The organism is Alkalispirillum mobile (genome assembly GCF_003664325.1).
Taxonomy (GTDB): Bacteria; Pseudomonadota; Gammaproteobacteria; order Nitrococcales; family Halorhodospiraceae; genus Alkalilimnicola; species Alkalilimnicola mobilis.
The window spans coordinates 1,076,981-1,103,396 of record NZ_RCDA01000001.1 but is presented as its reverse complement, the minus strand read 5'-3'; the positions used below and the strand labels follow the sequence as shown (position 1 = coordinate 1,103,396).

The following is a 26,416-nucleotide window of genomic DNA, read 5'->3' as shown; positions in this document are numbered from 1 at the left end:
GTGACCCATAGTAATAAAAAGCGGTAATTAAAGCGGCCCCACCCGGGGCCGCTCTTCGTTTGGGAGGCAAGGAGGGTTTGGGAGGCAAGGAGGCGACTGAGTGCCTGGTGTGGCTATCAGGCCGTCAACGGATACACCCGGACATGATCGGCCGGCACCTGAATCGCGGTCTCACTCCCCACAGGTAGAGGCGCATCGCCGTGCAGCAGGATCGGCCGCTCGTTCCATTCACAGCAGATGCGCCAGCCCACGCCTTCGTAGTGGCAGTGACTCACCCGGGCCCTCAATAGCTCCTCGGGCGGGGTGGTGCTGTCGCCGTTGGCGACCTTCAGGGCGTGGGGCTGGGCCATGAGCACCACCTGCTCTCCGGGGCGGCCACCACCGTTCCCCCAGCGGCCGCGCAGGCGCAGGTCGCCGTTGCGGACCACCACGTGCTCCCCGTCCACCTGTTCCAGTTCTCCCTCCAGCCGGTTGGTGAACCCCAGCAGGCCCGCCACCCAGGTGCTGGCCGGGCGCCGGAACAGCTCGCCACTGGGGCCGGCCTGTTCCACCTGGCCATCGCGCATGATCATCAGCCGGTCGCCCAGGGTCAGGGCCTCCTGTAGATCGTGGGTCACGTAGATGGCCGTGGTGCCGATGCGGCGGAGCAGGGCGGCCAGCTCATCACGCATCTGCAGGCGCAGGCGGGCATCCAGGTTGGACAGGGGCTCGTCCAGCAGCAACAGCCGTGGCGCGGTGGCCAGGGCGCGGGCGATGGCCACCCGCTGCTGCTGGCCGCCGGAGAGCTGGCGGGGGTAGCGATCCCCCAGCCCATCCAGTTCCAGCAAGGCCAGCAGCTCCCGGGTCTTTTCCGCCCACTGCGCCCTGGGCAGTCGCCGGTGGCGCATGCCGAACTGGATGATGCGGGCCACACTCATGTGAGGCCAGAGGGCAAAATCCTGGAACACCATGTTCACCGGCCGTTTCTCCGGCGGCAGGGCGTGTCGGTCATCGGCCATCCGGGCACCGCCGATGTGGATGGTACCGCCGTCGGGCTGGTCCAGCCCGGCGATCTGGCGCAGCAGGGTGGACTTGCCGCACCCGGAGGGCCCCAGCACGGCGATGATCTCGCCCGGCTGCATGGTCAGGGAGACGTTGTCGAGAATGGTGTTGTCGCCGATCCGGCGGCACAGGTCGCGGACCTGCACCTCCGGTTGAGTCTTCTGAGTTTGCTGCTGTGTCATTTGTGGCTGACCTCGGCGTCAAAGTAGCTGCGGAAGGCCCAACGCACCGACCAGCGCGTGGCCACGATGATGGCGGCGGTGATCAGACAGACCACCACGGTGGCGGCCGTCGCCCAGCCGTACTCCACGGTGCGGAAGCGCTCGTCGATCACCACCGGGATGGTCGGGAACCCGGGGGGCTGGAGCATGGTGGTGATGGCCAGGTCGAAGACGCTGGTGGCGAACACCGCCAGGGTGGCCGACAACAGACCGGCCAGCACCATGGGGATGAGGATGACCCGCATGCGGGTGAACAGCCCCGCGCCCTGCAGGGCCGCGCTGGCCAGGAAGGAGCGGGGGGTCTGGGTGATGGCACCGAGCATGACGCGGACCGCGATGGGTACCGAGGCCGCCGCCGAGCAGAGCACGATCACCCAGCCGCTGCCGTAAACCTGGATGCCGATATCGGCCAGCCAGCGCTGGTTCCACCAGAAGATGTAGCCCACCGCCAGCACGATCCCGGGCACGGCCAGGGTCACCATGGAGGCCACATCAATGAAGCGGCGCATCCGGTGCTGGCTGTAGGCGAGCAGGTAGGCCGCGAAGAAGCCCACGACCATGGCAATGGCCGCCGCCCCGAAGGCGATACTGAAGGAGTTGCGCAACGCCGGCAGCAGGGCGGATCCCTCGCCGAGCACGGCCCGGTAGTTGTCCAGGGTCAGGTTGCTCCAGGTCAGGCCCAGGCTGTACCGGTCCATGAAGGAGACCGACAGGCTGGTGCCCAGCGGGGCGAAGATGGCCAGGCTCAGGAAGGTGACATTGAGCACCATCAACACCGGCCAGAAGCGCGGGCGCGGCCGCTCGCGGGGCGCGGCCGCCGCCGTCAGGAAGTCCGACCCCCGGCCGCGCAGGGCCCAGAGCTGCAGCGCAATGGCCAGCGCCACCAGCGAGCAGAGCACGAAGGCGAGCACCGCCGCCCCCTCGAAGGAGACCGGTACGGTCTGCACCTCCGCCCGGATGGTGTAGGGGATCAACGGGAAGCGGAACACCGACAGGAAGGCGGCGGGCAGGCCGAAGTCCCCGATGCTGTCTACGAACACGAGCAGGGACGCGGCCAGCAGCGCGGGCAGCAGGAGCGGCAGACGAATCGCCAGGAAGGTGCGCCAGGCGGAAGCGCCGCACAGCCGCGCGGCCTCACCATAGCGCCGGACATCCCACTGCAGGGCGGCGCTCATGGCCAGGTAGGCCAGCGGAAAGTTGGTCAGGCTCATTACCAGGATCAGCCCCGGCAGGGAGAAGATCATATCGCCCAGCCACGGCATGCCCAATTGCGCGGCGGTGCCGCCGCTGCGGGAGAACAGCACCCAGCCCTGGGCGATGATGAACGAGGGCATCACCAGCACGAACCAGGCCGAGAAGTCGATCAGGCCTGCGGTGGGGAACCGGTAGTTGTGGCGCACCCAGGCCAGTCCGGCGCCAATCAGCGTCCCCAGCACCATGGTGCCGCCGGCCAGCATCACCGAGTTGGTGACGGCGGTACGCCAGAGCCGGCGCTCCCACAGGTCGCGGAAGAGCTGGAACTCGCCCAGGCTGAAGTCCCCGAGGTAAAGCCGGGGGAAGGCCAGGTGCAGCAGCATGGCCGTCAGGGGCAGGGCTACCAGAACGATCATGGCCAGCGTCACCAGCCAGCCCAGCACTCCCTCGGAACCGGGCAGAAAACGCCGCCAGCCAAACGAAGAAGCCCCGGGGTGCGCTGGGCGCGCCCCGGGGGTTGCGGTTGTGGTCATATCAGCAGTCTGATCGGACATCACATGCTCTGGTCGCTGAACCAGCGCTTGATCTCGTGCTCCTTCTCACCGGCCCAGACGTAGTCGGAGAAGATGTAGGGGGTCACTTCACCCAGGAAGTCGTTGGGCGGCAGCAGGTCGTTGGGGCTGACACCCTCGATGACCGGCACGAAGTACTTGTTGCGGTGCTCGATCTGCGTCAGGTACGCCTGGGTTTCGGCGCTGAGCAGCCATTCGATGAAGGCCTTGGCGTCCTCGGGCACGGAGGTGTCGGCGGAGATGCCGACGCCGCGGGCGGAGCCGGGGGTGCCTTCCTCGGGGTAGACGATGCCGATGTCCTCGCCCTTTTCCACCTCACCGTAGGTGTTGGGCTCTTCCAGGCCGGCCACGCAGATCTCGCCCGCCGCCAGGGCCTCGGCCACCGGGCTGTTGGAGCGGTACATGCGCACCCCGTTGTCGAACACGTCCTGCCAGAAGGCGTAGCCGTCCTCCATGTTTTCCTCGAAGAACCAGGAGACGTAGGGGTAGGCCGGGCCGGAGATGGCCGGATCAGGCATGCCCACGCGGCCCTCGAACTGCGGGTCGCGCAGGGCGTCCCAGCCGGTGATGTCCTCGGTGCCCTCGCAGGAGGGGTTGTAGACCAGCAGGGCCGGGGCGCTGATGGTGACCGGCCACCAGGCAGCTTCCGGGTGCTGCTGGTAGATCTCGTTGGCCATGTCGGTGTAGTTCTGGGCTGCTTCCGGCTGCCAGCCGTCGTCCAGCAACTGGCCTTCGCTGTACAGCCGGTGCACGCTGCCATGGCCCATCACGTACACCACGTCCCACTGCGGGTTGGCACGCTCGGCCTCGATGCGGGCCAGGATCTCGCCGCCACTCATGTCGACGATCTGAACCTCGATGCCGGTGTCCTCGGTGAAACGCTCGGCGATAGCACTGCCGTGGTCGTGCAGGTAGACGGTGAGCACGTCATCGGACAGTTGCACCTGGCCGGCATCCACATCGTCGGCATCGATGGTCTGGCCGGCGTGGGCGGTGGCGTGGATCAGCAGGCCGGTGGCGGCTGCCGCTGCCAGGCTGGCGAGAGTCGTGCGCTGCTTTTTCATCATTCAAAGCTCCTGCGGGATGGGCCCCGAAAACGTCTGCTGCGGGTGAGTGGTAACGGGTGCGAACTATGCCCGCGGCGTATGACGTTCTTTTGAAGCCGTTGTTACAGGAGCGGGGAATGCTGCCATTTGTGACGCAGGCGACAGTTGATCGATCAGGGATACGGGGCCATGCTTTAGGCTCACGGGTGACGCGCCCGGGTGACTTGCCGTTGGAGCAGGGGGTGCCGTGTTCGGAAGCCAGGCTGTTGTCGGTGAGTGTGATATTCGTATCCGCCGGCCCGTGGAGTCGGTTTTCAGCTTTATCGCCGATGACTTCGAGCGGAATTACCCCCGTTGGTCGCCGGAGGTCCAGCAGCTCCAGGTGCTAAGCGCGGGCGCCATGGACGAGGACTGGTTTGCCCGGCAGACACGCATCGACCAGGGGCACAAGACGGTCTCCACCTTCCGCGTGTCGCGCTTCCAGCGCCCGCTGGAGCTTGTGTTCGTTGGCGTCTCCTCCGATTTCATCTGCACTTACCGTCTCGATCGCACGGGTTCGGGGCAGGATGAATCGCTGCTCCTCTTTCGCTTTGAATTCCCGCGCCTTGAGTTGCGCCTTAGGCCCTTCCGAAAGCTGGTCCAGGTCTCTGTTCAAGAGGGTGCGGAGCGCACCGTTCACAATCTCAAGGGTCTAATCGAAGAGGGTGGCCACGCGCCCGACCCCTGACCCCTGCATGAGGGCACTGCCATGACCTTCGTCGTAGAGAAAGACCCGGGCGTCATCCCGGCGGTGTTGACCGAAATGCTCGACAATTGCGTCACGGGGATCACCCTTGCGGACCCGGACGAGCCGGACATGCCGCTGGTTTACGCCAATGCGGTGTTCGAGCGGATGACTGGCTATGGCCAGGACGAGACCATCGGCCATAACTGCCGGTTTTTGCAGGGGGAGGATACGGATCAGCCGGAGGTGGCGGCCTTGCGCGACGCGATTGCCGCCGAGCAGTCGATCACGGTGACATTACGGAATTACCGCAAGGACGGGACGCTGTTCTACAACCGCTTGTCGTTGACGCCGCTGCGGGACCCCCGTGGCCGGCTCATCTATTACCTGGGGGTGCAGTACGACATCACGGCCCAGGTCGAGGCGGAGGCAGAGAACGAGAGACTGCGCGCGCTTCTGGACCAGGGGGGTAGCGAGGCCTGACCGCCACCGCCACTCACAGTCCCCCGAGCGACCCCGGGGCGCGGGTCACTCGGGGGTCATCAGGTCGCCGAGGGATGGCCTTTTCGGGCCAGCACCATGTAATTGACACTCATCGAGGGTGACAACCACATCTTCCGGTTCAGCGGGTTCACCTTGACCCCCGTCTGCTCAATCACGGTCAGGTCGTCCTCGGCCAGCAGATCCCGGGTCTCGGTCGGGGTGACAAACCGTTTCCACTGGTGGGTGCCCTTCGGCAGGATATTGAAGACGTACTCCGCACCCAGAATGGCCACGATGAACGAGATCGGGTTGCGGTTTATGGTCGAGACAAAGGTGTGCCCGCCCGGGCGTACCATACGGTTGACGCTCCGCATGAATGCCGGCAGGTCCGCCACGTGCTCCACCACCTCCATGTTGAGCACCACGTCGAACTGCTCACCCCGGTCGGCCAGGGCCTCGGCGCTGTTCAGCTCGTAGTCGATCGCCAGCCCCTGTTCGCGGGCGTGCAGGCGGGCCACGGCGATATTGCTGTCCACCACGTCCACACCGAGCACGTCGGCCCCGAGTCGGGCCATCGCTTCGCTCAAGAGCCCGCCACCACAGCCGATATCCAGCATCCGCAGGCCAGCGAGCGGTTGATCAACCGCCGCGTCACGGCCCAGTGAGCGGCAGAGCTGGTCCCGGATGTAGTCGGTGCGCAGGGCGTTGAGCACGTGCAGGGGCCACAGTTTGCCATCCGGTTGCCACCACATCTCGGCCAGCCCGCGGTAGCGGGCCACCTCTTCCGGGTCGACCGTCCGATCCTGCTCGGCGTGATTGCTCGACATATTGCTGTGCTCCGGCCTGGGCCGCAATGAACCGACGGTCAGTTTAATGCGCCCCCTGCAATGTGTCGAAGCCGTCGGGCACTCCAGCGCGGCGGAGTCAGGACCTGATAAGCCCGTTCTGGCGGAGCAGCTCCGGTATCCGTCGCCGGAAGCGGAAAAACCCGTGGGTGGCGTGTGGCCAGGCGAGGTGGTCCCACGTCCTGCGCAGCTGGATCACTCCAATCCCCTCGGTGGACAACACATCGGTGACCCGGCGCAGGCCCTCCGCAATGGGCCCTACCGGGGCCTCCGGCGTGATAACGGTTCGCACGCCGGCCTGCTGGCATTGCAACCGCAATGCCTCAGCGGATAGTGCCTGCATCCGTGCCACCGCCGGTTGGCCCTCGCGCTTCAGCCGCTCCACGGCATCCGCGACCAGATTGTTGACGAAGTCCCTGGCCCTTTCGCCGAAGGGCCAGGGGGTGTCCGGGTGCCCGGCGGCGGCAACCGCCACGGCGCGGATCTCCGTGCCGGGAGGGATCAGCTCATCGCCCCGCAGGTCATCTCCGTGCAATAACAGCAGGGCAGGGCCGGCGGCGGGTGGTTGGGCCGGTGCCTTCAGCGGCGTCGGCTTGGGCGGTGTTTCCTGCCGAATGGGCTCGGCGGTCTCCGCAAGCCCGACCGGCCGGTACCGCCCGCTCGTGAACCGCGCGATGTTGTCGGGTGTCGCCCGGTAGGTTTTGCCCGGGGTCTGGATGCCGGCCACCCATCGCCAGCCCAGCGTGTTGGAGGCTGGGTCGGCATCCAACAGGTGGCGCAGGAAGAAGTCCGCACCCAGTGTCCAGGGCAGTCTCAGGGTGAAGACCCAGATGGAAGCGAACCACATGCGGGCGTGATTGTGCAGGTAGCCGGTCTGCACCAGCTCCCGGGCCCAGTCGTCGAAGCCCCCAATGCCTGTCAGCCCTGATTCGGCGCGATTCACGCTATTGGACAGAGCGTTTTCGGTCGCCAGGCGCGACCGCTCGGCTGCGAGCTCCTCGAGATAGCTGTCCCAGACCTGGGGACGCATCTGCAGCCAGCCCTTCCAGTAGGTGCGCCAGAACACCTCCTGAATGAACTTCTCGGCGGCATCCGGGGAATGGTGTTGCAGGGTGGTTGCCACGACCTCCCGCTCGGTGATCACGCGGTGGCGGATGTAGGGCGAGACCATGGAGACGTTCTCCCGAAGGCTTGGCCCCGCATCGTGGTTTCGGTCGGCGGCATAGGCCTGACCGGCATGGGGGACAAAGCCCCGCAGCCTCCGAAGAGCCTCCGCCCGGCTGGGCGGGAACAGCGTATCCGCCGGTGCGGTCACGGTCCCGCCCCCGGGTCGGGTCATGACTCGCCCGACCCGGTTTCGCCCGTTTTGCCCTCGGGTTTCTTGTCGCCCTGGTGGCCCAGAGCGTCTGCCTCGTCCAGCCGCGGGTGGTTGTCCAGGAACTCCCGGTGCGGGTCGTCCAGGGCATCCAGCGCCTGCAGGCTGTCGGTGATGGCGTGAATGGCCGCTACCACGTCGCGGGTGTTGGCGGTCTCCGAGATGGTGTGCATGTTGCGGATCGGAAAGCCGACAGAGGTGGCCACACAGTCTACGGAGGCCAGCACGCCGGCCATGCCATCGGTGCCGGTGTCATTGCCCACCACATCCCGCTGTACCGGGATCCCTTTCTCCCTGGCGGTGTGCTCGATGACCCGGTTGAGCTGCTCGCTGGCCACGGAACCCACCGAGAGGGTGAAGCCCTTGCCCATCTCCAGCGGCTGCATGCGGCGGTCGCCGATGCCGGGCGCGGCCACGTAGTCGTGGTTCACGTCCACGGCGATGATCGCATCCGGCTTGAGCTCGCCGGCCAGTACGCGGCTGCCGAAGCGGCCGATCTCCTCGTAGCTGGCGATGGCGAACATCACGCGGACTTTCTCCGTGCCACCCGCCTCGGCGATCAGCCGGGCGACCTCGGCGGTAACAAAGCAGCCCAGGCCGTTGTCCAGATAGGCGCCGTAGAAGGTATCCGGGCTGAAGCCGTGGCGAATGGGCCGGTTGAAGAGGATCGAATCGCCCGGCCGGACGCCCAGGTTCTCCACCTGCTGCTTTTTGTTCTCGCCGTGGATTTGCAGGTCCAGGTAGATCTGCTCTTTCTTTATGCCCTGTTCGCCGGTGCGCTGCTTCGGGTCGGAGAAGTGGATGGCGCCCAGCGCCTCCACCGTGCCGCCCTCGATGCGCCGGTACTGGCCCGGCGCCTCCGGGTCTTCGCTGAAGAGCGTGACCTCGTGGCCCACCAGCACATTGGGCAGAAAGGCGTCGGTGTTGATCCAGATCTTGCCGTCATCGCCGATGGAGCGGACCTGCATGCGGATCTTGTCCGCGTGGCCGATCACCATGACCTTGAACAGGTCATCCCGCCCCGGATGGGTATCCAGCACCACCCCGGCATGCCCCTTGAACTGGTGCAGGTGCCAGTTGGTCGGCGCGAACTGCTCGAAGTGGGGTTTGAGTACGCCGTAGGTCATGGCGCCCTCCAGCCCCACCGGGCTGGGTGCCGCAAGAATGCGCCGCATCAGGTCGAACTGCGCTTCGGGCATGGGATCGGTCCACGGGGTTTCGCTCATAGCACTCTCTCTGTCAGGTGGAATAGGGCGTGCGCTCAGGCGTGGCCTGGCGGGTGACTGATGGTGCGGCCGGAGAGCTCTTCCATGGCCACCTCCGTGGCCAGGCTCTCGGCCACCGGGTCGCTCTCGCCGCCGAGCGCACGATGTCGGTAGTACCAGCCCATGAGCAGATTGGCCACGTTCTCCTCCGGTGCGTCCATGAAGGTCTCCGGGGCGATGTCGTTGGCCTCGCAAATCTGCTCGATCACGTTCCAGTCGAAGCTCACCGACCCGTCCGGTTCCCGGGTCAGGTGCAGGTCCGAGAACGCCAGGTCGTTGGGGATTTCAATTTGCATGGTCTGCTGTCCCATAGGGGCACTTCACTCGTCGACTCGTCGCCTACCAGTTTCCCGGGAGCGATCGGTTCTGTAAATGGGGGTGGGGCGAGGGCGTTGCCGTTACTCCTCGCCGATCGGTTCGATGCGGTGCCGGTCCGTGGCGTGGACCATGTCCACGCAGTGTCCGCCGCGGAAGCGGAACAGGGAGATTCGGTGTGGTTCGCCATGCAGGCAGATGCCGGTGTCGCCGGCCACCCAGATGCTTCCGGCCTCGGCCAGCGCCCCGGCGGTCACGCCCGGCTCCTCACCCAGCCGTGAGCGTGCGCTCATTGCCTCGCCGGTCCGGGCCTCGCGCAGCGGGCCGCTCGGGGCCGGGTCGATGCGCTGGTCGTGGGGCAGCCGGCAGATGAGTGCCAGTGCATCCCGCTCCCGCTCCGGGCTGATGTTGATCAGCACGATGGCATCGTCCGGTGTCAGCAGGAGGTATAACGGCCCGCGGTAGCTGTAACTGGCCGCACAAAAGTCATCCACCGCCGCCCCGAAGGTCCAGTTGGGCACCAGCAGGCTGAAGTCAGGGGCGATGAAGCGATTGATCGTGTAGAGACGGGCCAAGGTGATGCGCCTTCTGGTTCCGTTGTGAGGTGCTTAGGATGGCACGGGTTGCGGTGGAAGGCATCCGGCGCTGAAGGTACGCCTTGGCGTATGGACTTCCCCCACGTTCGATTGTAGAGGACCTCGATGTAGTCGAAGATTTCGGTTCGGGCGAGATGGGCGCGCGGAATGGCCCTGCCCCCTCAGGGCACGAGCAGGGTTGGAGGAGAATACAGATCGCAGGGGTGTGGTCAGGTCGCCATCCGGCGGCGTCGGGGAATGGGGATCTGCTGCTCGCGGATACGGCAGTAAAGGGTGGAGCGCGCAATGCCCAGTTGGTTTGCGGCTTTGGAGACATTCCCGTTGCAGGCTCTCAGTGCTTGTTCGATGGCACAGCGCTGAAGCGAGGCCAGGTCCTTGCAGCCGTTTGGGGTTGACGCCTCCGTCCTCACCTCTCTGCTGTGGATTGGGCTCAATACCTCATCCGGCAAGTCGTCAACGTCAATCCAAGGTGCATCACTGAGCGCCGCCGTGGTGGTGATGACATTCTTTAGCTGACGGACATTGCCAGGCCAGTGGTAAGCCAGTAGCGCGTCCATTGCGGCCCTTGTGAGGCGTGGCGTGGGGCCGCCGCTCTGCTGGGCCTGCTGGTGAAGGTAATACTCCGAAAGCAGGGCGATATCATCGCCACGTTCCCTCAGGGGAGGAATCTTCAGGCGGAGCGCGGCGATGCGGTAGAACAGATCTTGGCGGAAGCGACCGGCGTCGACTTCTTCCGGTAGGTTTCGGTTGGTCATCGAGATCAGGCGGGCCTGCACCCTACGCGGCTGGTGGCTTCCGATGCGGTAAACCACGCCATCTTCCAGAATCCGCAGCAGTGTGGGTTGCAGATCCAGCGGCATTTCGCTGACTTCATCCAAGCAGAGGGTGCCGCCGTCTGCCGCCTCCAGTTTGCCCGGACGCCCCTCCTGACTCGCACCTGTGAATGCCCCGCCGACATAACCGAACATCTCCCCACCAATGAGATCCTTCGGCAAGGCCCCGCAGTTGACTGGAATAAAAGGTCCCGACTGGGTGCTCAGGGCATGCACACCGCGGGCGAACAACTCTTTTCCAACACCCGTCTCGCCTTCGATCAGGATTGGTGCGTCAGTCGCTGCCAGGCGATGAGCTCGCTCGCAAGCCGCCCGCATGGCGGGGCTGTCGCCGATAAGGCTGTCCAGGGAGATGGAACCGCTTTCGTCCGCTTTGCTGGATTTGGTAACGGCCGGCCGGATGCCTGGTGTGTGGCGATTCTGGCGCGGTGCAATGATAACCCCAAGGTATTCATCGCCCTCCTTGATCGGCTCCGTGCTGGCAGTGGGCAACTCTGTGTGCAGCTTGTCGCACCATTCTTCCGGGGGCGTGTCACGTATCAGCGGGATATCGCCCTCGTAAAAAAGGTTCCGAGAGGCCCGGGTAAGCTGGTTCTGTACCGCCTCATTGCCGTGGACCACCACGCCGTTCCGGCTGACGACCATTACATCTCGCTGGTTCCAGCGCTGGCTTTTGGCGAGAAAGCGCTCCATCAGTCGGCGATGGTCTGCTTCGGCGCTTTGCATCAACTCGCCCTCGATCTGGCGCGCTACTGCAACCACGTAAGCCAAGCTTTGGGGGTTGAAGGTCTCTGCGGGGCCAGACAAGTCCACAACCCCCAGGATACGGCGTGTGGTTGGGCTGAATACTGGTGCCGCAGCACATGTCCAACGCTGAACACGACAGCAGTAGTGCTCATGGCCGTGGATCTGCACGGGTTGCTGGCTCGCCAGAGCCGTGCCGATCGCGTTGGTCCCGATGTGGCCCTCATCCCAGAGCCCCCCACGACGCAGCCCGATATCGTACCCGAGCTCGATGACGCGGCGGTCCCCCACGGTTTCCAGCACGGTGCCGTGAGCATTGCTGAGCATCACCATGGCCCGTGCATCATGGAGAAATTGTCGACCTTGCTCCAGTGCTGGTCGGGCGGCCGCGAGAAAGCCTCCGCTCTGTTGTCGGATCCGCAGCAATTCCCCTTCGCTCAGCGCAAGGGTGTGGGGTCGATCAATGGGTACATTGTTGTCGAGAGAACGCTTCCGGGATGCCAATACCTCACGACGGACATCCTCCGGAGCCTCTCCTCGGCTGAGAAAGGTCTCCCAAGCGCGGTGGATCTTTCGATCCTTCATTCTGTCTCCTCCCACGCAGGCTTTGCGCCTGCCGGGTGCATTGGATTATTTTTTTATACTCTTATTTATAGCACTCGCCTCCGGAGCCTGCAGCCGCGGCAATACAGTGCCCGCGAGGGTACCCTCTCGACGGTGATGGGTTCGTCGGGTGTCCATGCCCCATTTGCGGAAAAGCCGGGAGAGTACCTGCGGCGGTGCCCTCCCGGCGTTTTAATTACCTCTATTAGCTATCTGCTCGTTCAGGTACTTCGAGGCCTAACCAGTCCTTGTAGAAGGTCTCGATATCCGGCTCGAAATCATGGATGACCGGGTACCAGGCAGTGGGTGCCTCAACATCCAGAAGGTCGCCGCTCAGTGGGCAGTAGTACTCCCGGATGGTCTGCCAGCCTGAGGATGGCGCCATCAGTTCCGGGTAGATCTCATTCAACTCCTCCTGGCTTTCGCGCACGTAAACCATGGCGTGCAGCTTCCAGTTCTCCCGGTAGTCGCAGAAGACGTGGCCGGCCTCCGACTTCACTACCCAGCGATGGGTGTCCTTTTCCTGAACGATGTAGAGTTTGGGGCCCAACGGCAGGATGATGCGGTCATCCCATGGCACCCGCTCTTGAAGGATGCTGAGGTAGGTTTCAAAGCGCCCCTCATCCTTCGGTGTGGAGAGCATCTTGTGAAGGGTGTCCGGATCGATTGTGCCGTCAATAAGGTCGGCGATCTTGTTGCGTTCGTAAGCCATCTTGCATGCTCCTGTTCTGAGTCGGGCAGGGCTGGCCCGGTGCCCGCGGTCGGCTACCGGGCCACGGCCTCTATTCCTCTTCCACCAGCTTGACGGTGCGGACGTCGGGCAGCTCGGACAGATCCATGTGGTAGTGCGAGCCGTAGTGCGGGATACCGAGTTCCTCCTCGCGCAGCTCCCAGCTTTCGGGCAGGTCCCAGAAGGCCTTGAACTCGGCAAGGAACCGGGGGCTGAGCTTGAAGGAGGAGGCGAACATCTGCTGCACTTGGGTGCTGGCGTCCTTCTTCAGGATTCGCTCGCGCTCCTGTTTCATCCACTCACGGGTAGGCATGGCTCGGGCCAAGCGCGCCTTGCGCAGGGCCTGGCGGCGCTCGCTGGTGGCCTTGCTGTCGACCTGGTAACCAGTATCGGTTTCGCGGACCACCACGCCGTAAATCCTCTCGGCGAAGCGTGGCAGGATGTGTCCGTTTTCCAGGTCGTTCGCTACCATCGCCGGGTCGCGCTCCAGCGGGTCACCGAAACCAGGGCCACCCTTCATTGTGTTGAGATAGAGGTCGTAGTCCTTGAACATCTCCTCCGTGGTGATGGCCTGCTTGTCCCGCTTGACCTGAGCATTGGGAATCAGTTTTTCGTAGCTGCGCTCGCCGGGGTCGACATCGCCTCCCAACGGGATGGGTTTGCCGGCCTCGATAAGCTCCTTGATCCCGGTGTCGTGCGCGGCGAAGCGGTAGCCGGATGCTGCGGGGAAGCCGCCCATCAGGCCCCAGTCAGAACTGATGTGCCCGTTGCCCATGAAGAACATGGTCCAGTCTTTGGCGTTCCAGACCATGCGCAGGCTTTCCCAGCCGCTGCCGCCACGGTACTTGCCAGAGCCACCGGAACTGGCCTTGATCTGCCTGCCCAGGTAGACCAACGGCTCCGCCAGCTCCCAGATCTCCATATCGCCCATGTCGCCTTCCGGGTTCCAGATAGCGGCGGCATGGCTGATGCCATCCCCGAAGGCTGAGGCACCGACACCGTTGGCGGCGCACTCGAAGCTGTTGACCGCGTGGATCTCGTCGTACTGGTTGAAGCCCCCGCCCTGTAGCCAGTTGGAGGTGTTGGCGTTGCCGGCGTTGACCTCCTCCAGGTAGCCGCGGCCGAAGTAGGACCGGCTAAGCCCCCGCCACAAGGCGGTCCAACTGGAGACCAGGAAGTGCCAGGAGTAGGAGAAGGCCACCCGCCGGTCATCGGGGTTCATCCAGGTCCCTTTCGGTAGCCGGAACTCGGTACCGTAGGCGGCCCCGTCGTTGATCATCTCGGTGGGGATGAGGGTCTGGGTCATCATCACCCAGATGCCGGAGGTGAAGCTCACCTGGTGGGCGTTGTAGGTATGCCAACCCCAGCGTGTGGCCCCATCAAAGTCCAGCTTCCAGGTGCCGTCCCCCCGTATTTCGATCTCCGACGGGGTGTGCATGATGGTATCCACCTTGGCGAAGTCGGAGGGTACCCGCACGTCCTCGTGCTTGTAGGGGACATCCACGAACCCGACCTGGCGGTACTTCCCGGGGATGGTCATGGCCTTGATGCGGTTCTGCAGGCCCCGCCGGCCATGCTCTACCGACTCGTAGCAGAAGCGCCAGTAGGCATCGATGCCTTCATCGCGGATCAGTTCCTCCACCATGTCCCGGATCATGTGGCAGCCGGCAACACGGGTGCGCTCGTCCAGCATCCAGTACCGGGTCGTGCGCACCATGCGCTGGCTTTCGTGCAGCCAGTCCCGGAAGAGGGTGTCGTTGGCGCCGATCTTCCGGCAGGTGACCGAGTAACCGTCGCCGAAGCGCTGGATCTGGCCGGTGGCCATGGAGCCCGGACCCACCGCACCGGTGTCGATAACGTGGGTGACGCCGCCTACCCAGCCCACCAGTCGTCCCTCCCAGAAGATGGGTACGATGGTGTGGATGTCGCATGGGTGCACGTTGCCGATTAACGAATCGTTGTTGCAGAAGATGTCTTTGTCCTGAACGCCAGGGTTATGCTCCCAGTCGTTCTCGATCATGTATTTAATCGCAGCGCCCATGGTGCCCACGTGGATGATGATGCCCGTGGACGTGACAATGGCGTCGCCGGCGGCGTTATAGAGGGTGAAACAGAGTTCCCCCTCTTGCTCTACGATCGGCGAGGCGGCAATGCGTTTGGCAGTTTCGCGGGCATCCACCACACCCGCGCGGAGTCGGGAAAACATCTTGTTGTAGCGGATGGGCTCTTCATCCCGCAGGCTGAGCTCGGTCAGGCCTGCGTAGCTGCCCGTGTTGCGGGTAGCGTCCAGTACGCCGTCGCGGTGCTGCTTAAGCGTTTGGCCTCCGCGCACGATGCCAGTGGTCGGTATAGTGGCCCCTGCGGACTGGGGCTCAATGCGCTCGTATGACATGGTCGTCTCTCCAGGTTCTCATTCGGTCTGGCTCAAAGGCGTAATTAGGGCGCTTTTGGCCTACAGCTCTTTCAGGTGGAACAGCCGGTGCTCGTCCAACCAGGTGCGGAAGCCGTCGGGCACCACGAATGTGGTGGCGTCGGATTCGATGATGGCCGGGCCCTCGATCTCGTTTCCGGGTAGCAGCGCTTCCATGTGATAAAGCTCTGCCTGAACCCAACGGCGCTGGTGGTAGAACTGGCGTGTGCCCAGTCGCGCCTCTGCGATCGGTTCCTTGTCGGCGAGGGGTTCTTTTGGAATGCGCGGTTTGGGGATGGGCACGGAGCCGCGCATGATTGCGCCGGTGACCGAGTAACCGAGTTCCGGGGAGCGAGCTGACTCGGCATAGACGCGGCCGTAAGTCTCGTTGAAGGCCTCCTCCAGCTTCACCCAGTCGTCCTCAGACGCCACTTCCGGCAGCGGTGAATCGATCTCCAGGTCATTCAGTTGGCCGCGGTACTGCATGCGGTAAGCCGGCTGCAGCCGGACCTGGTCGGCGCTGTAGCCGTTGACCCGGAATTCCTCCAGAACATTCTGGGTCAGTTCGCTCCAGGCCTCCTGCAGGGTCTTCGCGGCCGCCTGGCGCTGGTCGCCCGGTGCGTGCTGATCGAGGTTGATATCCAGGCTCTTGTCGTAGCGGTACTCGAAGTCGGCAGCCGCACAGCCGAAGGCGGAAAAGCCCGCCGCCCAGGCCGGTACGATCACATCCTCAAAACCCAGCCCGCGGGTGTAGCCGTAGGTATGCACTGGTCCAGCACCCCCATAGGAGAAGCAGACGAAGCTTCGGGGGTCGTAACCTTTGGCGGAGATCATGGAACGGATGTAATCGTGCAACTCCGAGTCGAGCAGTTCGATCACGCCGGCCGCCGCTTCCTCGACCGACAGGCCCAGCGGGTCAGCGAGCTGTTCCTTGATGGCGTCGTGTGCCCGTTGCGGGTCCAGCTTGATAGCGCCACCCAGGAAGTTATCGGGGTTGAGATAGCCCAGCACCATGTGGCAATCGGTGATGGAGACCGTCTCGATACCGCTCTCGGCCCAGCAGACGCCAACGCGGTAACCCGCAGAGTCCGGTCCCAGCTTGATTGCGTGGGTGTAAGGGTCCAGCCGGACAAAGCTGCCGGCACCCGCGCCCACCGAGTCCATGGCCACCAGCGGAAGCGAGAGCACCAAGCGAGCCATATCCGGGTCGGTGCGAATGGTCAGCTCGTTCTGGGTGATGAGTGCCACGTCGAATGACGTGCCCCCGATATCGGAGCAGGCAATGTTTTTGTAGCCCAGCGTTTCACCCAGGTACTTGGCGCCAATCACGCCCCCGATAGGACCAGATGAGATGGTCCGAGCCAGCTCCTTCGCCTGCCAGCTAATGGTGCCGCCATGCGTGGCCATGACGCGGAAGTCGAACTTCGTCCCTTTCTTTTGAAAGGACTGGGAGATCTTTTTCAGTGTCTCTCTGGAGGGCTCTGCCGCGTAGGCCTCGAGAATGGTGGTGTTGGTACGGTGAGACTCTTTGCGCACGGGGTAATAATCCACCGAGGCGAAAACGGGAATGTTTTTCCCCGACTTCTTGACCTCCTCACGCACGATATCCCGCACCCGCCGCTCGTGGTCCGGGTTCTTGTAGGAGTGCAGCAGGCTGATGACGATGCTGTCCACGTTGGTGGAGATCACCTCGCGTGCCGCCTGGCGTGCTGTCTCCTCCCGGAGTGGGATAACCACATTGCCGAACATGTCAACGCGTTCTACTACGCCGCGTGTGCGCTGGCGCGGGACCAGTGGCTCGTCGTAGTAGTGGGTGTTGATGTGAATCCGATCCTCATAGGCAAAGCCGAGGTACGCCTGGATGGCTCGGCCCATGCGGTGGAAGTCCTCCATGCCCTGGTTGACGATCAGCCCGCAGCGCAAGCCCTTCCGCTGCACTACGCGGTTGAGCAGGGCTGTGCCGGAATACACCCCGGTCTGGAGTTGGGGCAGGGCCTCCTCCAAGGGGATATCCCACAGTGCCAGGGCATCTTCGCTTGAGTAGAGCAGGCCGACAGACTCGTCGTCGGGAGTGCTTTGAGCTTTACCGACCACGAACTCACCCTGGCCGTCCACGAAGAACGTGTCGGTCATAGTGCCGCCGGCATCAATGCCCAGGACCTGAACATCTCTTGATACGGGTTGGACTGCGCTCACGATGGTCTCCTCCTAGCTGTCTTTTTTTGGCGCCTTTTTTTGGGGCGCAGCCTGAAGAGCGCAAGCGGTGTGCCATATTCTGGTGCGCAGAGGTTTTTACGCAAAAACAAGAAGATATGAAGGTCTGTTGCCTAATGCAGGACTGCTGATGCGGTTGTAGTGACCGTATTTCGGACAGTTAGAGGTGTTCGGATGACGGACAGTGATGCTTCCGGGAGGCCTGCGACGACGCAACCGATGTGACGTCGCGCACGACCTTGCTATTCTGCATATATCAACATCGCTCACCCCCGGAGGGCAGTTTGGCCGGCCCGGAACAGCTGAAGGGGCAGATCTTCAAACGGCTGGTCGACCTAAGCGCCGTGTCGCCGGGTGCGGGTCAAGGTGCAGGACATGAGGGCTCGATGGGACTCAGGCAGCAAGGGCGAGTGGGTGTGATGGAGCGGGCGCTGATTGGCTGTGGTGGGGGGTCGGGTTCGGTGTCTGTATAGCACTGGGTGGAGTTGACGTTGATTTGAGGTTTGCTGGGGCACAAGTGACTGACGGTGTACGTGTTTTTTTTGGTATGGATTTGCCCGCGACGAAAACCCCTCTGGTGATATGCGGCTGCAGCATATTATGACTTATACAGACGCAGTAGAATCAACTGTTATGCCGGATGAATATTTATCCATGAGATTCCTTGAGTACGCACTGAAACGAGCACTACGTAAACCTGCCCCGAATCCCATACCTAGAAGTGGCGAGGCTGGGGCTGCCGTTGATGGCTACGTAGTCTATCTGCGGGCGGAACATGGAGATTTGCACGTGCTGGTAGACGAGTTTGATGGCCGTGTTGTACAGGGTAGAGCTCTTCATGAAGGTACTTTTGAGCTTCAGACTTCTATTCCCACATACAACCTTAGGCATTTCGTACCCGAGATACAGCATTATTACGGGTTATGGAATTTCAACTATTCATCTGCATTACGATTCATTGTGCGGGACCTCCTTCATTTTCCAGTTTTCGTGGTTGCTTTTGATGTTATACAGCAGGCTCTGTTTAACCGTAAAAGGCTTGTTCGGAATGAGCGAATAACTCTATTACGAGATCTTGTGGAGCATACGATTAAAAACCCACAGTTCAAGATAAGCCATATCGGTGTGATGAGTGAAATCTATACAAACCGTTGGGTGCATCATCCCTCAAAGAGCGGCGTACTGGAATACTATAAGCTTGCACTCGATTCCTTGGCCCAAAGTGGCGACCTAAAGTCTGACGGGAGTTGTTACAGTGTATCGCCAAAGGCGTTGGAAACATTGGCGCAGTATGAGGAGCAGGAGCGAAAGCATCGTGACAACGTAAAGCAAAAGCGCGCACTAAACTGGCTTACATTTGTCTTGGTGCTCTTGGCTGCGCTTCAGGTTTATGGAGTGCTTTCAAGCAACGGGGCATAACAAGTTGCTGCACGCGGATAAATTACTCGCTGCGCTCCTAATTTACCGGTGAGCAAAGCGTTGGGCGCCAAGCAAGGGAGCACTATGAAAGCTGTCGAAATTAAAATCCACAACTTCCGTTCAATCTGCGATGCGTCGATAACGCTAGCGGAATACGGAATTCTTGTGGGCGTCAATAACGCAGGGAAAACAACAGTCATTGATGCGATCCGGGCCTTCTATGGAAAAGGGGTCAAGTTTGATAAGAGTCGTGACTTCCCTCACAAAGGTGCGGAAGATAATGAGTCATGGGTTGAGATTGAGTTTAAGCCTTCTGCTGAGGAGATCGGTACATTAAAAGATGAGTACCGGTCGGAAAACGATACGTTTAGAGTAAGAAGTTATCTCTCCTCAGATCAAAAAGACAAGGAAGGAAAAGAGCGTTCTGGCCCATATGCCTATGTGAATGGTGAATTATCCGAAGAAAGATTTTACGGCTTCAAAAACGTGGGGCAGGGTAAATTTGGCGAGATCATCTATATTCCGGCAGTTTCTAAGATTGACGAGCACACAAAATTAACAGGCCCCTCGGCACTCAGAGACCTTGTAAATACGGTTCTCTCAAGGGTAATGGAAGAGTCAGGTGCCTACCAGGCATTAAGTGAGTCATTCAGTGAGTTTGAGGGCGCGATCAAGACTGAATCTACTGCGGAGGGTTATTCGCTTCAAAGTATTGAAACTGACATTTCGGAGGAACTGTCTGATTGGGGGGCGGGATTTAGGCTAAATATAAGCCCAGTTGGCGTAGATGACATTATAAAAGGCCTTGTTAACCACGAGATCATTGATCAGTCAATGGACAAAGCTCAACCAATTTCGGCGTACGGCCAAGGATTTCAAAGAAGCGTTATCTATACTTTGATTCGTGTAGCGGCGAGGTACGGTCCCAAAAAGAAGTCCCCAAAAAAGAAGGAATTTTCGCCTGAGCTGACATGGATATTGTTTGAAGAGCCAGAAGCATTTCTACATCCAACTCAGGTAAGCTCATTGAACTCAGATCTGAGGTCTTTGTCAGAAAGTTTAGGCTCGCAGGTGCTTCTGTCTACTCACAACCCGCAATTCGCTACTCACAGTATCCGCAATATCACGGCAATCTGCAGGTTGCAGAGAGAAGATTGCAGAACAAGAAGCTACCAAGTATCGAGTGACGAGCTAGACAGGGTTCTAACAGTGAATCAACAGGATGCCCAGGCGTGGCAGGCTGCAGGCATCCCCATTGACCAAGACGATCTCCAGACTGACATGGAGGCCGTAAAATACGCGCTTTGGTTGGACCAAAAACGAAGTTCAGCATTCTTCGCCGAAAAGGTGCTGTTAGTCGAGGGCCCAACCGAAACAGCTCTCTTAACTTATATGTTTGACCACGGATTGTTGCCGGATTGTAAGGGTGTATTTGTTCTCGACACTATTGGCAAATATAACATTCACCGGTTTATGCGGTTATTTCAGTCTTTTGGCATCAGGCATTATGTGCTTTACGACTTCGATAATGGAAGACATGCGCCAATAGACCAGACGATTCAGGCAGCATCCAATGAGTTTACCGGAGGTATAGATACGTTTCCTGAAGACTTGGAGAGGTTTATTGGTATCGCACCGGCAGGGCGTCCTCACCGAAAACCCCAGCATGTGATGCTTCAGGTGGCACAGAACGGTATTGATCTGAATCCTCTTGCTGCGAAGATTAATGCGCTCGTTTCACAGTAGAAAAGCGCCCAACAAGGCGCTCCACTTGACCGCTATTCCGCTCCCGCTCCATAGCGGCAAGTGAGCTTGGGCGTTGGGCGTAAAGGAGAAGATTGATGCTTCGATCAGCAGTGGTAATGGCTTCGGTCATGCTGTCGCTTTCAGTTTACGCAGATTCCTTCCACGTTGCTGTCCAGTACGATTGCAAAAAAGCAGAGGATTTTGTCGCCGTCTACTACCTCGGTGCGTACAACGAGGAGGGTGAGGAACTGATGCAGCGATTGGGGAAGGATGGAATCAACCCTTGGGAACTTGTTGAAGTGACCGGCGACAGAATCACTACAGAGAACACTGTGCGAAGGGAATGCGAACTGAGCGATGGATCCTATGTCGTGGAAATCGGACCCTCGCCAGGCAATCGCAACATTCAAGGCCGCTGCGGTGCTCATATGTCAGCATGGGTTACGTTCCACAAGGAAAACAAGTTGCTCTTACGCACCGGTTTCGAAGGCGACTGTCTTGATCTCGAGTCGCCAATCATAACGAGCGCGCTTTGGCGCTCTGGGGCGGAAGAAGCCGACATCACGGAAGTGCGTTTTTCCGAATTCTACAAGTAGGCGCCCAACAAAGCTCTTCAGCCGACGTGCAAAAGGCACGCGGCTGAGAGCTAACGTTAGAAGGCAGGCTATAGAGGTCTATGAATACCAATAGCGAACAGTGGGTTATGGCAGCGTATATGGTTGAGACTGCACATGGCTACCTCAAGGCTGCGGAGTCTCTTTGGAGCCAGAATTTCAGTGTGTCCGTAGTCAATGCAGCTCTCTCTGTTGAAATTATATTGAAGAGCTTTAATGCCAGAGTCTCTGCGAATTCTGGATTGCTGAACGAGAAGTACAATTTTAACGACAGTGCTCTTCCGAAGGGTGCGAATAAGCATGATTTAATAGCGTTGTTCAATGCCCTTCCTGCTGATGTAAAAAGGCAATTTGAAAGCAATTATACCATCGACATTTTAGAGGCCTACAGGTATACGTTCGTAAAGGATAGATACATGTACGAACCGAATGCACGGGGCGGGGCAACTGGAGCATTGCTTGGCGTTGCTGATACTTTCATTAAGAAAACAGTTGCGTTATACAAGCAAAGAGGATGCTCCGACAGATGGATACAGGATTATCCGAATGTGTAACATGCTTCTAACAAACGGCAGCAGGCGGATAGCCTACACTGCGCGGTTTTGTGTTACTCGCTGTCGCTTAAACATTAACACAAAATCGCTACGTTACGGCTACCGCTGTGCCGGGCGTTAGGTATGAAGGGAGAGTCAGTGCCGAAGATCAAATTTGAGGATCGAGCCGTAGCTTTCATTGACGTCCTTGGCTTTAAGCAGGTCGTCGACGCGGCAGGCCAAGGCGGGCAAGAGCATACGGAACTAGAGTCATTAATTGACGTGTTGGAGAGTGCTGTTCCAAAGCTGGATGGGACGGTAGATCACACGGTGCCCAAGGACTTAATTCCAAAGCACCTCTACATATCAGACAGCATCATTCTGAGTGCTCCGCTGACCTCAAGCCAAATGCCCAGTTACCGCGGATTGTCGATTCTGGTAATGCGCGTTATTCAGATAAGTCATATTTTGCTGTCTAGAGGATACTTGCTCCGAGGAGGAATATCCGTCGGCGGCGTTTGGCACACCGATTCAAACATCGTAGGCCCTGCTTATCAGGAGGTATATCAGATAGAGACAAAAACCCTTGTTCCCCGGGTCGAGTTGTCACCGAATGCCAAAAACCATTGGGTTAGCACTGAGGGTAGTTCCAACACGATGTGCCTTGAGTACATGAACCACTTCATAGTCAACGTGTTGCATGACTACTACATACAAGACAAATCCCATGGTGCGGCGGAGCGGGCCTTTGAAAATTACTCTCGTATCATTGAAGCCAATTTGGGGGCCAATCATCCAGAGCCAGTCAGGTACAAGTGGTGGTGGTTTAAAGAGTACCTTGAGAGCGAAGTTAAGCGGAATGCCTTCATCATTCATACCTAACAATCGGCTGCACGGCGACCGATTTTTCGCCGTTTCGCGGCTCAAAATCAGCGCGTGAGCCGGGCGTTAGCTGCCTTTTTGCAGCACAGAGAGAATAATGAAAAAATCAGCCGGGTACATTCTCAGATTTTCAGCCGAACGGCAGCAAGTCTTTGACGATAGATTTGATGAGGGAAAATTTGCCGAGGCTGTTCCTGAGTTTGAGCATAGCCGAAATGTGCCTCTTGTATGTTTCGTTGTCTCAAGGGAAGGCAATTTAACGCATATTTGCCTTGGCTCCCGAGGTCGGCTTGCCGGCACCGATCTTAGACGATTAAACATGGGCAGTTTTTTCACCGTAAAACCTCCCATTCCTGCCAACAAAATAATCTCCCGTGTTTCAAATAGAAGCAAATCTAGAGTCGAAGCGCGCTTAAGTTATGGAGGGCTTTTATCACCAAAAGCATTTGAGGAAGTTATATCAGCTGTAAGTGATTTGTCTCCGGAATCAGCACCAATTCTAGCTAAATATCGCGAAGAGCGCCGAACCAGAATAGCTACACTGCCCGGTGAAATATTGCATTCATTGGCGGAGCAAAAGGAAGCTGTTGGAACAGCTTTAGGAATTGCCGGGATAGATCGAAATGAAATTTCTGGTTGGGATTATTCAGTGGAGTCTGGGCCGGTATCATTTATTGCTGGTCTCCCTAAAGTAAGGCTCCGAGAAGACCAGATGGTTGCAAATGACCTAAAAGAATTCCCAGGGCATGAAGAAGTTCAGTCGTATGTTCACGGCTCTACTGTTTTTGAGAATACCCAAAGCAGACTTACCGTGATTCTGGCTAATAGACTCCCTCTCGAAGAACAAACTGGAACAGATCTTATTTACTATAATGAAACATTTCAGTGTTTCTTGATGGTTCAATACAAGGCTATGGAGCATGAAAATGGAGAGGCGGTATTTAGATTCCCTAACTCACAATTGACGGAAGAAATTCGAAGAATGGATGCCCTACTAACACAATTGGGTGCCGCGAATTCAAATACAGAAGCTGATGGCTTTAGATTGTCTGAAAACCCATTTTTCCTAAAAATATGTCCTCGACTTGTTTTTAATCCAGACAATATTGGACTTTCAGTAGGAATGTATTTACCACTAGATTATTGGAAACTAATATCTATGCATCCAGATACTGTAGGGCCAAAGGGTGGAAAAAGGCTTTCGTATAAAAATGTACGCCGATACTTTGGAAATACTGAATTTATCAATATAGCTTCCGGTGGTTGGGTCGGAACAAATATCCATCAATCTTCCATTCTTAGAGATGTTATTCGAAGCACTTTAGAATCTGGTAGGGCTGCTGTTATCGCTGTAAATGAGGAGCTTGATGACCGACACCGGCGGCAAGATGATGACGGCAGCTAACAAGCGCTTCCAGACTGACGCCAAAACCCACGCGCTTTTGTGTTACTCGCTGCGCTCAAACAATAACACAAAAGCGCTTCGGTTTCGGCGCAGCTGAAGCGGGCGTTAGGGACCCAAGGAGCACAATATGACAGATGAAAATAACTCCGAAGATGAAGTCCCAAAAGGAAAGAGAGTCGCGAAATATTCACGTGGGGCGCTTCAGGCGATCGGAGGTGCTATTCCTTTCGCCGGTGGTGTGTTCTCAGCTATTGCAGGCGCTTGGTCCGAAGCGGAGCAGGATAGGGTAAATCGATTTTTTGAGCACTGGATACGAATGCTTCAGGATGAGCTGAAGGAAAAGGAAGAAACCATTATCGAGATTATGGCTCGCCTTGACCTTCAGGATGAGTCCATCGCGGAACGAGTTGAAAGCAAGGAATACCAGTCGTTAGTAAAGAAGACATTCCGTGAGTGGGCTGGTGCTGAAAGCGAAGAAAAGCGCATCTATATCCGTAACATTCTGTCGAACGCGGCTGCCACTACAGTTTCCAGCGATGATGTAGTGCGTATGTACATTGATTGGATCAGCCAATATTCGGAAATGCACTTCCAAGTTATTGGAGCAATCTATAACAGCGGTGGCATAACCCGCGGTGAAATTTGGCGAAAAATTGGTAAGGGGCCTGTACGTGAAGATTCAGCTGATGCTGATTTGTACAAGCTGCTATTTCGTGATTTAAGTACGGGCAGCATCATCCGTCAGCACCGGGAGGTAGACCGGTTCGGTAACTTCGTACCAAAGCCTTCGCAACGAAGACCCAAGGGAAGTGGTCCAAAACCGCCAGTTTCGGCATTTGACGAAAACGAAGGCTATGAGCTGACCGGGCTAGGTCAACAGTTTGTTCATTATGCAATGAGCGAGCTACCGCCTAAAATCGAATTCCAGGCCGAGGCCGAGAGTGGCGAGCCCTAACAAAGCCAGTCACAGTGACGGCTTTTCCGTTACGGCTTCGCCTTCACTACAAAGCCGCACGTGCTGGCGGCGTTAGATTTAAAAAAATGGGATAGCTATGAGCTCAAGCCTGACCCTCCACTTTGATGGAGATATCGTTTCGAATCATTTTGTTTCCGCTCGTACATTGGGAAGGTCGCTCGTTCACACACAGAATGCGGTAGATAGAGCGTTCCTCGATCTTAAATACGGGAATCTCTGGAAACATGCGAGGATGAAGGCCGATGACTATCACGCCGCTGACTTTATAGCGCTATACCCTGAAGAAGGTGGTTTCGTTCAGAAGTTGTTATCGGATTCTGGTAAAGTGATAGTTGATCGTATTTCTTCTGCGCTTGGCCCGGCAATGGATAGGGTTCTTCAAGAAGGGGATGAGGTTTCCGATTCGCTTCAGCAACAGGTTAGCAATAGGAAAAATCAAATTGAAAAGGGGATTATAGAACCCTCCTCATTTCAATATATTGTGGATAACCCCGGGCAGCATGTTGTTAGGAGTTATGCGGATCGCTCAATTAATAGGGAAATTGATCAAGTTCTATCAATGATTCGATCGAGAAACTCTGGTGAGAGTGTTCTTGAAATAACTACGGAGGGTAGTAAAACTGAAAATTATCAATTTAATCGGTTCAGGAGCGAACGATTCCATTCTATCATATCAAAAAGGCAGGTTGGCGAGCCTGTGGTTTATGTAGCCAGAGTCAGGCAGCTAGATCGACAACTGCTAAATGGTAAAATAGTCAACCAAGAAAATGACAAAACATTAACGATTAGGTTTGCAGACGACTCTGATTTTGTAAAAGCTCACCCATATTTAGGAAACAATGACGAAATGGTTTTTATCGGAGCGCCTATCATTGAATATGGTGCTTTCGATCCGAATGCTGGCGATATCTATTTTATCGACCTCGTAGGGTAATGATGGTTGATCTAATCGCATCTCTCAAAGAAAAGTACGCAGAAGAAACTGGTTGGTCTTTCAGTTTCTTTGGGTTTGCGACTTTTTCTTTATATTTATTTTTTGTGAACTTCTTGTTTGAAAATGGCACCGGACGGGCTTGGCATCAGCTCTTAAGTTCAGGGCTACATGACTTAGCGGTTGGCGACTCCTCTATATTTAAAAACGCCAACATTCTTGAATACATAATTTCTTTAATATCACTGCTGGCCACAATAACACTATATCGGTATTTTCAGTCAAAAATATATGACTTTCTTGCGACAATAAGGGATATGAACGCCTATGTTGATAGACTGAAGAAGAAGCATAGTGATGTCGTAAAAAGTGGCCAAGCAATGAGGATTTATATTGCAAAGGAAGCGGCGAGTGATAATAAAAAACATATGCGGCAGGTATCGACGTTAAGTGGCCTTGGACTCCTTTCGATCTCGGGTTTCATAGCAACCATGCCTTTTCTTTTGAGTCCAGACTTAGTCAACTACTTTTCAGCTATCATTTGTTTATTGATATTTTTGGCAGCTCAATGGTTTGCATTTGCGAAGTACACATCCCAAGTGTTACCGCGGATAATATTGGAAAAAGAAGCTAGGGATGAGGCAGTCGAATTTGGTGAGGGACTTGGTGAATAATCTAACAATTCGCGTCACGCGGATG

At 58.0% G+C, this 26,416-nt stretch carries 23 protein-coding genes; 11 read left to right on the top strand and 12 right to left on the bottom strand.

The window, feature by feature from the left end:
• Nucleotides 1-116: 116 nt before the first annotated feature.
• Genes DFR31_RS05050 through DFR31_RS05040 form a run of 3 tightly spaced genes read right to left on the bottom strand, consistent with a single transcriptional unit; the run spans nt 117 to nt 4,095 of the window.
• Nucleotides 117-1,223 (bottom strand): ABC transporter ATP-binding protein, encoded by a 1,107-nt coding sequence (locus tag DFR31_RS05050; protein WP_121441540.1) that lies wholly within the window; start codon nt 1,221-1,223, stop codon nt 117-119.
• Entirely contained in the window at nt 1,220-2,989 is a 1,770-nt protein-coding gene (locus tag DFR31_RS05045) for an ABC transporter permease (RefSeq protein ID WP_245971090.1), read from the bottom strand. The genes DFR31_RS05050 and DFR31_RS05045 overlap by 4 nt, the downstream gene beginning before the upstream one ends.
• Nucleotides 2,990-3,009: 20 nt before the next feature.
• Nucleotides 3,010-4,095, bottom strand: a complete 1,086-nt coding sequence (locus DFR31_RS05040) for an ABC transporter substrate-binding protein (RefSeq protein ID WP_121441538.1) — start codon at nt 4,093-4,095, stop codon at nt 3,010-3,012.
• 226 nt (nt 4,096-4,321) lie between these two features.
• Between DFR31_RS05040 and DFR31_RS05035 the strand changes: the two genes are divergently transcribed.
• On the top strand, nt 4,322-4,801 hold the full coding sequence (locus DFR31_RS05035) for an SRPBCC family protein (protein ID WP_245971089.1): 480 nt from the start codon (nt 4,322-4,324) through the stop codon (nt 4,799-4,801).
• Between the two features lie 21 nt (nt 4,802-4,822).
• Nucleotides 4,823-5,281, top strand: a complete 459-nt coding sequence (locus DFR31_RS05030) for a PAS domain-containing protein (protein ID WP_121441537.1) — start codon at nt 4,823-4,825, stop codon at nt 5,279-5,281.
• A gap of 59 nt (nt 5,282-5,340) precedes the next feature.
• Here DFR31_RS05030 and ubiG read toward each other — a convergent pair whose 3' ends face one another.
• The 9 genes from ubiG to DFR31_RS04985 all read right to left on the bottom strand — a co-directional run bounded on the left by ubiG (nt 5,341) and on the right by DFR31_RS04985 (nt 17,193).
• The gene (gene ubiG / locus DFR31_RS05025) at nt 5,341-6,108 is read right to left on the bottom strand and encodes a bifunctional 2-polyprenyl-6-hydroxyphenol methylase/3-demethylubiquinol 3-O-methyltransferase UbiG (RefSeq protein WP_121441536.1); all 768 of its coding nucleotides are present in this window, start codon (nt 6,106-6,108) and stop codon (nt 5,341-5,343) included.
• A 97-nt stretch (nt 6,109-6,205) separates the two neighbouring features.
• Nucleotides 6,206-7,465 carry an FAD-binding domain-containing protein gene (locus tag DFR31_RS05020; RefSeq protein ID WP_121441535.1) on the bottom strand — a complete coding sequence of 420 codons (1,260 nt, stop codon included), beginning with the start codon at nt 7,463-7,465 and terminating at the stop codon, nt 6,206-6,208.
• On the bottom strand, nt 7,462-8,727 hold the full coding sequence (locus DFR31_RS05015) for a M20/M25/M40 family metallo-hydrolase (protein WP_121441534.1): 1,266 nt from the start codon (nt 8,725-8,727) through the stop codon (nt 7,462-7,464). Before DFR31_RS05015 ends, DFR31_RS05020 begins: the two co-directional genes overlap by 4 nt.
• Before the next feature lie 35 nt (nt 8,728-8,762).
• Nucleotides 8,763-9,062: a hypothetical protein gene (locus tag DFR31_RS05010; RefSeq protein WP_245971088.1), complete on the bottom strand. Its 300-nt coding sequence runs from the start codon at nt 9,060-9,062 to the stop codon at nt 8,763-8,765.
• 102 nt (nt 9,063-9,164) lie between these two features.
• Nucleotides 9,165-9,656, bottom strand: coding sequence for a hypothetical protein (locus DFR31_RS05005; protein ID WP_121441532.1), 492 nt, complete (start codon nt 9,654-9,656; stop codon nt 9,165-9,167).
• Between the two features lie 230 nt (nt 9,657-9,886).
• On the bottom strand, nt 9,887-11,839 hold the full coding sequence (locus tag DFR31_RS05000; RefSeq protein ID WP_121441531.1) for a sigma-54-dependent Fis family transcriptional regulator: 1,953 nt from the start codon (nt 11,837-11,839) through the stop codon (nt 9,887-9,889).
• 223 nt (nt 11,840-12,062) lie between these two features.
• Complete coding sequence (locus DFR31_RS04995; protein ID WP_121441530.1) at nt 12,063-12,569, bottom strand: acetone carboxylase subunit gamma; 507 nt, start codon at nt 12,567-12,569, stop codon at nt 12,063-12,065.
• A gap of 70 nt (nt 12,570-12,639) precedes the next feature.
• Complete coding sequence (locus DFR31_RS04990) at nt 12,640-14,979, bottom strand: hydantoinase B/oxoprolinase family protein (RefSeq protein ID WP_121441529.1); 2,340 nt, start codon at nt 14,977-14,979, stop codon at nt 12,640-12,642.
• 60 nt (nt 14,980-15,039) lie between these two features.
• Nucleotides 15,040-17,193 (bottom strand): hydantoinase/oxoprolinase family protein, encoded by a 2,154-nt coding sequence (locus DFR31_RS04985; protein WP_121441528.1) that lies wholly within the window; start codon nt 17,191-17,193, stop codon nt 15,040-15,042.
• A 618-nt stretch (nt 17,194-17,811) separates the two neighbouring features.
• Here DFR31_RS04985 and DFR31_RS13760 point away from each other — a divergent pair.
• The 9 genes from DFR31_RS13760 (at nt 17,812) to DFR31_RS13745 (ending at nt 26,391) form a co-directional block, all read left to right on the top strand.
• Nucleotides 17,812-18,630, top strand: coding sequence for a hypothetical protein (locus DFR31_RS13760; RefSeq protein ID WP_147436947.1), 819 nt, complete (start codon nt 17,812-17,814; stop codon nt 18,628-18,630).
• A gap of 84 nt (nt 18,631-18,714) precedes the next feature.
• The gene (locus DFR31_RS04975; RefSeq protein WP_121441526.1) at nt 18,715-20,376 is read left to right on the top strand and encodes an ATP-dependent nuclease; all 1,662 of its coding nucleotides are present in this window, start codon (nt 18,715-18,717) and stop codon (nt 20,374-20,376) included.
• 95 nt (nt 20,377-20,471) lie between these two features.
• The gene (locus tag DFR31_RS04970) at nt 20,472-20,972 is read left to right on the top strand and encodes a hypothetical protein (protein WP_147436946.1); all 501 of its coding nucleotides are present in this window, start codon (nt 20,472-20,474) and stop codon (nt 20,970-20,972) included.
• An 80-nt stretch (nt 20,973-21,052) separates the two neighbouring features.
• Entirely contained in the window at nt 21,053-21,544 is a 492-nt protein-coding gene (locus tag DFR31_RS13755) for a hypothetical protein (protein WP_147436945.1), read from the top strand.
• A 138-nt stretch (nt 21,545-21,682) separates the two neighbouring features.
• Entirely contained in the window at nt 21,683-22,405 is a 723-nt protein-coding gene (locus DFR31_RS04965) for a hypothetical protein (RefSeq protein ID WP_121441524.1), read from the top strand.
• 97 nt (nt 22,406-22,502) lie between these two features.
• Nucleotides 22,503-23,810 carry a hypothetical protein gene (locus DFR31_RS04960; RefSeq protein WP_211328235.1) on the top strand — a complete coding sequence of 436 codons (1,308 nt, stop codon included), beginning with the start codon at nt 22,503-22,505 and terminating at the stop codon, nt 23,808-23,810.
• A gap of 127 nt (nt 23,811-23,937) precedes the next feature.
• Nucleotides 23,938-24,765 carry a hypothetical protein gene (locus DFR31_RS04955; RefSeq protein WP_121441522.1) on the top strand — a complete coding sequence of 276 codons (828 nt, stop codon included), beginning with the start codon at nt 23,938-23,940 and terminating at the stop codon, nt 24,763-24,765.
• Between the two features lie 253 nt (nt 24,766-25,018).
• Nucleotides 25,019-25,720: a hypothetical protein gene (locus DFR31_RS13750; RefSeq protein WP_170153596.1), complete on the top strand. Its 702-nt coding sequence runs from the start codon at nt 25,019-25,021 to the stop codon at nt 25,718-25,720.
• Nucleotides 25,720-26,391 (top strand): hypothetical protein, encoded by a 672-nt coding sequence (locus tag DFR31_RS13745; RefSeq protein WP_147436943.1) that lies wholly within the window; start codon nt 25,720-25,722, stop codon nt 26,389-26,391. Before DFR31_RS13750 ends, DFR31_RS13745 begins: the two co-directional genes overlap by 1 nt.
• Nucleotides 26,392-26,416: the final 25 nt, after the last annotated feature.

Bases quoted from the DNA above. Each gene is read 5' to 3' on its own strand.
- DFR31_RS05050 (WP_121441540.1), bottom strand. From the start codon at position 1,223: ATGACACAGCAGCAAACTCAGAAGACTCAACCGGAGGTGCAGGTCCGC.
- DFR31_RS05045 (WP_245971090.1), bottom strand. From the start codon at position 2,989: ATGACCACAACCGCAACCCCCGGGGCGCGCCCAGCGCACCCCGGGGCT.
- DFR31_RS05040 (WP_121441538.1), bottom strand. From the start codon at position 4,095: ATGATGAAAAAGCAGCGCACGACTCTCGCCAGCCTGGCAGCGGCAGCC.
- DFR31_RS05030 (WP_121441537.1), top strand. From the start codon at position 4,823: ATGACCTTCGTCGTAGAGAAAGACCCGGGCGTCATCCCGGCGGTGTTG.
- ubiG (WP_121441536.1), bottom strand. From the start codon at position 6,108: ATGTCGAGCAATCACGCCGAGCAGGATCGGACGGTCGACCCGGAAGAG.
- DFR31_RS05020 (WP_121441535.1), bottom strand. From the start codon at position 7,465: ATGACCCGACCCGGGGGCGGGACCGTGACCGCACCGGCGGATACGCTG.
- DFR31_RS05015 (WP_121441534.1), bottom strand. From the start codon at position 8,727: ATGAGCGAAACCCCGTGGACCGATCCCATGCCCGAAGCGCAGTTCGAC.
- DFR31_RS05010 (WP_245971088.1), bottom strand. From the start codon at position 9,062: ATGCAAATTGAAATCCCCAACGACCTGGCGTTCTCGGACCTGCACCTG.
- DFR31_RS05000 (WP_121441531.1), bottom strand. From the start codon at position 11,839: ATGAAGGATCGAAAGATCCACCGCGCTTGGGAGACCTTTCTCAGCCGA.
- DFR31_RS04995 (WP_121441530.1), bottom strand. From the start codon at position 12,569: ATGGCTTACGAACGCAACAAGATCGCCGACCTTATTGACGGCACAATC.
- DFR31_RS04990 (WP_121441529.1), bottom strand. From the start codon at position 14,979: ATGTCATACGAGCGCATTGAGCCCCAGTCCGCAGGGGCCACTATACCG.
- DFR31_RS13760 (WP_147436947.1), top strand. From the start codon at position 17,812: ATGACTTATACAGACGCAGTAGAATCAACTGTTATGCCGGATGAATAT.
- DFR31_RS04975 (WP_121441526.1), top strand. From the start codon at position 18,715: ATGAAAGCTGTCGAAATTAAAATCCACAACTTCCGTTCAATCTGCGAT.
- DFR31_RS04970 (WP_147436946.1), top strand. From the start codon at position 20,472: ATGCTTCGATCAGCAGTGGTAATGGCTTCGGTCATGCTGTCGCTTTCA.
- DFR31_RS13755 (WP_147436945.1), top strand. From the start codon at position 21,053: ATGAATACCAATAGCGAACAGTGGGTTATGGCAGCGTATATGGTTGAG.
- DFR31_RS04960 (WP_211328235.1), top strand. From the start codon at position 22,503: ATGAAAAAATCAGCCGGGTACATTCTCAGATTTTCAGCCGAACGGCAG.
- DFR31_RS04955 (WP_121441522.1), top strand. From the start codon at position 23,938: ATGACAGATGAAAATAACTCCGAAGATGAAGTCCCAAAAGGAAAGAGA.
- DFR31_RS13750 (WP_170153596.1), top strand. From the start codon at position 25,019: ATGAAGGCCGATGACTATCACGCCGCTGACTTTATAGCGCTATACCCT.
- DFR31_RS13745 (WP_147436943.1), top strand. From the start codon at position 25,720: ATGATGGTTGATCTAATCGCATCTCTCAAAGAAAAGTACGCAGAAGAA.